This is a genomic window from Campylobacter sp. BCW_6463 (assembly GCF_001762785.1).
Lineage (GTDB): Bacteria > Campylobacterota > Campylobacteria > Campylobacterales > Campylobacteraceae > Campylobacter_D > Campylobacter_D jejuni.
Map to the genome: position 1 here is coordinate 1 of NZ_MJXL01000044.1, position 4,846 is coordinate 4,846.

General features: G+C 24.1%; 2 protein-coding genes. Both read right to left on the reverse strand.

The genetic code is table 11. The features are described 5' to 3' along the window. Positions 1-185: 185 nt before the first annotated feature. The gene (locus AJ884_RS04950; RefSeq protein WP_070233299.1) at positions 186-3,656 is read right to left on the reverse strand and encodes a hypothetical protein; all 3,471 of its coding nucleotides are present in this window, start codon (positions 3,654-3,656) and stop codon (positions 186-188) included. Further along, a partial coding sequence (locus AJ884_RS04955) for a hypothetical protein (protein ID WP_261660568.1) occupies positions 3,653-4,846 on the reverse strand: 1,194 nt, incomplete at its 5' end. The genes AJ884_RS04955 and AJ884_RS04950, both read right to left, overlap by 4 nt.

The window sequence follows — 4,846 nt, forward strand, 5'->3', positions numbered from 1 at the left end:
GTTTTGTTTGATATTGTGTGCTTCAAACAAAGCTTTGGAATATTCTTGGGTGTATTTGCCTACTTCACGCCCATCTTCTCTTTTATCAAATATAATTTGATTTGTATTTTTATCAACTTCTAATATAAGTCCATTAGAAGTATAAATCTCGTAAATATCTTTATTACCACTCATTATTTATCCTTTCATCCTATATATAAACCATCTTCCATGATTATAGTAGTGGCTAGTCTGCCTATAAACTTATTAGAATAATCTTGGGATTTATTAGTATCATCGCTTTCTTCCTCATCATTTTCATTTTTTCTTTTGTTTTTTACATATTCCTCATTTATCCCCTTATACATCACTTCCAAATTATGTTGTCCTATGGCTTCTAAATTTTCCATCAATCTTCTTGCTTTTTGCCTATCTTCTATAAACTTACCTTTTTCATCTTGAGTGGTATTATAAATCCCATTTGCATATTCATATAAAATTTGTATAGTATCATTATAGGCTAAGATAGGGTGTTGTTTTATCATAGGATTTTGTGTTTTATACTCTTCTTTTCTTTGAAAATGTTCTAGCTTATATATATTACAATTTCTAAGTTCTATATTGTTTTTTTCAAAAAATTCCTTATCATTTAAGATATATTTGCCTTCATTGATTTTATCTTCCATAAAAGCACTTCTTTTTTCATCTAAAATAATATAAGATAAAAGTCTTTTTAAGGCAAATTCCCTAGCTTCACTTGAAGTTGTAGCACAAGCAATACTAGGATAATAATTAAGCCCACCCGTGCATAATAAAGAACCAAAAATAAACTCAGATAAATCAAAACTCATAAATCTAGAATTTATTAATAAAGGATAGGTTATATATTCTTCTTTTTTTACAGCTAAAGGAAAATCATAATTGTAAGTAAATTTTTCATACATTAGTTTTTCATATAAAATTTTCAATCTTTCATAATTTGTAGGCAAAAGTGTATCAATAAAAGATCCTGCTAAATTTTTTAATATATCCACGCTCAAGTCTTTACTCATTTTAATAGAAAAATCAATAGCTAATTGTTTTCTTACTTTTGATATCAAATGAATTTGCTTAGCTTTATCTAATCTTGAAAAACTCTTTGACTTTTTTAATTCACTTGCATATTCTAATTGATTAAAATAATAATAATTTGTTCCTATTTGATATAAAAAAAGCTTATTGAGTGATTTTTTACTTTTTGGATTAATTTTTATAAAACGCCCCTTAGGGCTAAGTGCATAAAATATCCCTAGTTCTTTAAAAAAATGTGCTTTAAAACTAGAAAATAATTTATTACCATAATACTTTTTATCTAAGCTTGAATCTATAAAAAATAAAATCATTTTTTTAAAAAAATCAGGCTGACTCATAAAAAATTCTGTAAAAGGAAAAAGTTGCTTAATGATGTTAAAAAAAGTAATATCTATAGATAATTTTGCAAGTTCTTTATCAAGCATAATATCTTGAATGCTTTTATCTAAATCTTTTTTTGAAGGAAGAGTTTTGTCTGTTTGTATATTTTCTTCAAATTCAATCTCCTCATCAAAACTTTCATTTAAGGTTTTTAAAAAATTTACATAAGTTTGATCTTCTTCTTCAAAATCATTTTCAAACATAGCTTTGGCTAATTCATCTAAATAAATAACTTCATCTTCTTTTTTATTTTTATTTAATTCTTTAGATAAAAAGATATAAATTTTTTTATCATTATCATAAAAATAAATATCATCAGGGATAAATGAAATATACTCATTAAAATAATTTGGTATTTTAATCTTTTGATAATTACCAATATTTGCCTGAAACAATTTATATCCCAAAGAATATTCTTGCGTAAAAGCTAAGTCTTTTTGTAAAACATACAAAGTTAAAGTCAATAAAACAACCGTTAAAGGTGAGTATTTCTTAAAATCTACATTTTCATATGTTTTAAACATTAATGTTTCTGAGTTAAGATTGGATTGTGTTTGGTCATAGCGAGAATTGATATTATCTAAATAATTATTAAAAAGCTCGACATATTCTTCTACTTTTTCTTTTTCTTTTTCGCTAATTTCTTCAAGTTCTTTAGGCAATTTAAAAAAGCTATCAATATAAGCAAAATCTTGCTTAACTTTTTCATATTCTAATCGTTCGTTTATATATTCTAATAAATAAAGTTTCATCCAAGAATATGTTTGATTATAAAAATTAAAATACCCTTTATATTTTTGATAAATCTGTCCATCAAGTTTCACAAAAGGACAAAGTTGCAATACATAATCATCTTCTTTTTTAACATCTCTTTCTATAAAATAAGAACCATAATCTCTTTTGCTAGGAAAATCGCCTTTTAATGCAAGTTTTTCATTTTTTGTAAGAGCTTTGGGGCGATTTTTTATTATTGCTCCTAATTTTTTTTGATACAAGTCCTCACAAAGTCCTGCATTGTTAAGCTGTGGTGGATTAGTAATAAGCAAATAATTTTTACCCATTTTGGTTGTATTGATTTGATCAGTATTTTTTTTATCTAATATCATTTCTACTAGCATGGAAGAATTTAAATCAGGATATTCTGCATAAAAGAAATGATTGAGTTTAGAGATATTTAAATTGATTGCTTTTTTTAATGTTGTATCAAAATTATTTAAACTAGAATTCACTAAAAGTGTATTATCTAACTTTTCATTTTCAAATTTTAGATTATTTTCTAAAAAATTATCAAAAATACCTTGAAATTCTTCATCTAAAATAACTTTATAAAAACTATTTTTATAAAGACTAATAGAAGGTACATTAGAATAAGATGAAAAATCTAATAATACTTTATCATCTATAATTAATACATCAGATAAAATTTCTTCATTGCACAAAGCGATAATAGGATAAAGCTTACTAGTAATAAGCTCTAAAAGTGGATAAGCAAAATCATAATAATATTTTTGTTCCTTATACTCTTGATACTCAGCAGAAGAATTATAAGCTTCAAATAATGTATTTACAACAAAAACATAAGGATTTTTTTTGACTAAAGAGACAGGTTTTTTAAGATTGGTTACAGAATCTAGTATATTGATAAAAAATTTTGCTATAGCTCTAATAATTTGCTTATATTCATCATCATTAGATTGAGTAATATTTTTTAAAAGTGTATTAAAAAGTGTATCTAGGGTAAGTTGTATCTTTGGTTTAATTTCTTGCTCAAAATAGTTAGATTCTTTGATATTTTTTAATAATATATTTAATTCTTTTTGAATTTCTTTTAAAAAATTTTCAATATTTTCTACATTGTTTTCATCAATAATTTTATTGAGCGTTTTATTTTCATTTTGATTAATTGCATTATTTAAAAATTTTAAATTATTAAAGATAATTTTTTTAATGCTAGATAAATTTTTATCAGAGCTAAATTTTTGTTCTTTTGTGATTTCGTCTTTATTGGCTTGATTTAAATGTATGATTTTAAAAGTTTTTGTATTATCAATTTTAAAATTATCTTCAATAGTATGTAGTGTCTTATACAAAGAATTCTTAGCTTCTTTATATCCATCAAAATCACTGCATATAAAAATAATTTTATTAGCATTTTTGGTAAGATTTTTTAACTCGATTTCTAAATTATGATTTGATGCAATTAAAGTAAAATTTTTTATTTTCATATTTTAACCCCATTTACCACCACAAATTTACAAACATAAAGCTCTTGTTTTCTATCTTCATCTTCTAAGATTTCATCTAGTCCTTGTGCGATTTGAAGTTTTAAATTTTGCATTTTTGCAGGAGCTAAAAAACTAAAATGATATTCGTTTAATTCTTTATTATCTTCTAAAGCATTTTTGATGATTTTATCATACTCATGTAGCTGTGTAAAATACCCTACTCCTAAATCTTTATTTTCAAATTCCTTATAAGCACTTTTATAAACTTTAGCAATGTTTTTTGGGATAATAAAATAAAGTTTGATTAAATTAGTATCAAAGCTAAGATTTAATTCTTTAAATTCATAATCTTTACTAAAGTCTTGTTTGAATTGATTAAGAATATTTATATCCTCTATATCTTTTAAATCTTTTAAATCTATATTAAATTCATTTAAAGCCTTATTTTGTTCTTTTTTTTCATTATTGATTAAAAGATTATAGATAGGTAAATTATCTTTTTGAAATCTATCACTTTTATAATGAAGTCTTATTATAGGTTCTTTTAACTCTATTTGATTTTTACTTTGTTCTCCTAAGCCCTCTTTAGGATTAAAGCTGTGATCAAATTTAAACTTAGTAGGAGTAAAGCTTACTTTTAAAGGAAAACCTTTATCACTAATACAAGCTGATATGAGTTCTTGTAAGATTACATATTCATTATTGACTTTCTTTTGAGATAAGGATCCTTTTACATTAACAACTTTAGTACAAGGAACACTTACACCTGCTATAGTATTAGGACAAGCTACTATACTAGAGTTTAATAAATCACTTTCTAGCATTATAGGCACACCATCATCTTTAAAAGTTTTTCCTTTGTTTGATTTAAGTATGACTTTACCTCCATGGATACATTCTAGGTTTTGATTTTCTAAAAGAGCATGAAGTTTAGCTATAGCTTGTTTTTTATCTACTTGTGTGGTTTTTTGTTCTTTTAAAGTGTTTGAAATTAAGTCTTTATACTCTAAGCTTTGTTTGCTTAAACATTCTAATTTAATATTTAAAGAATTTTCTATAATAGAATAATTAAGCAAACAAAGTTCATCATTTTTATAAAAGATGCTAAGTCTTCCTTTGCCACTGCTTTCATCTTTAGGAGAAAAATAATAACTAGGTGTATCTTGTTTTATAGTATTATCTTGATCTAA

Excerpts from the sequence above, each read along its gene's own strand:
- AJ884_RS04950 (WP_070233299.1), bottom strand. The coding sequence starts at position 3,656 with ATGAAAATAAAAAATTTTACTTTAATTGCATCAAATCATAATTTAGAA.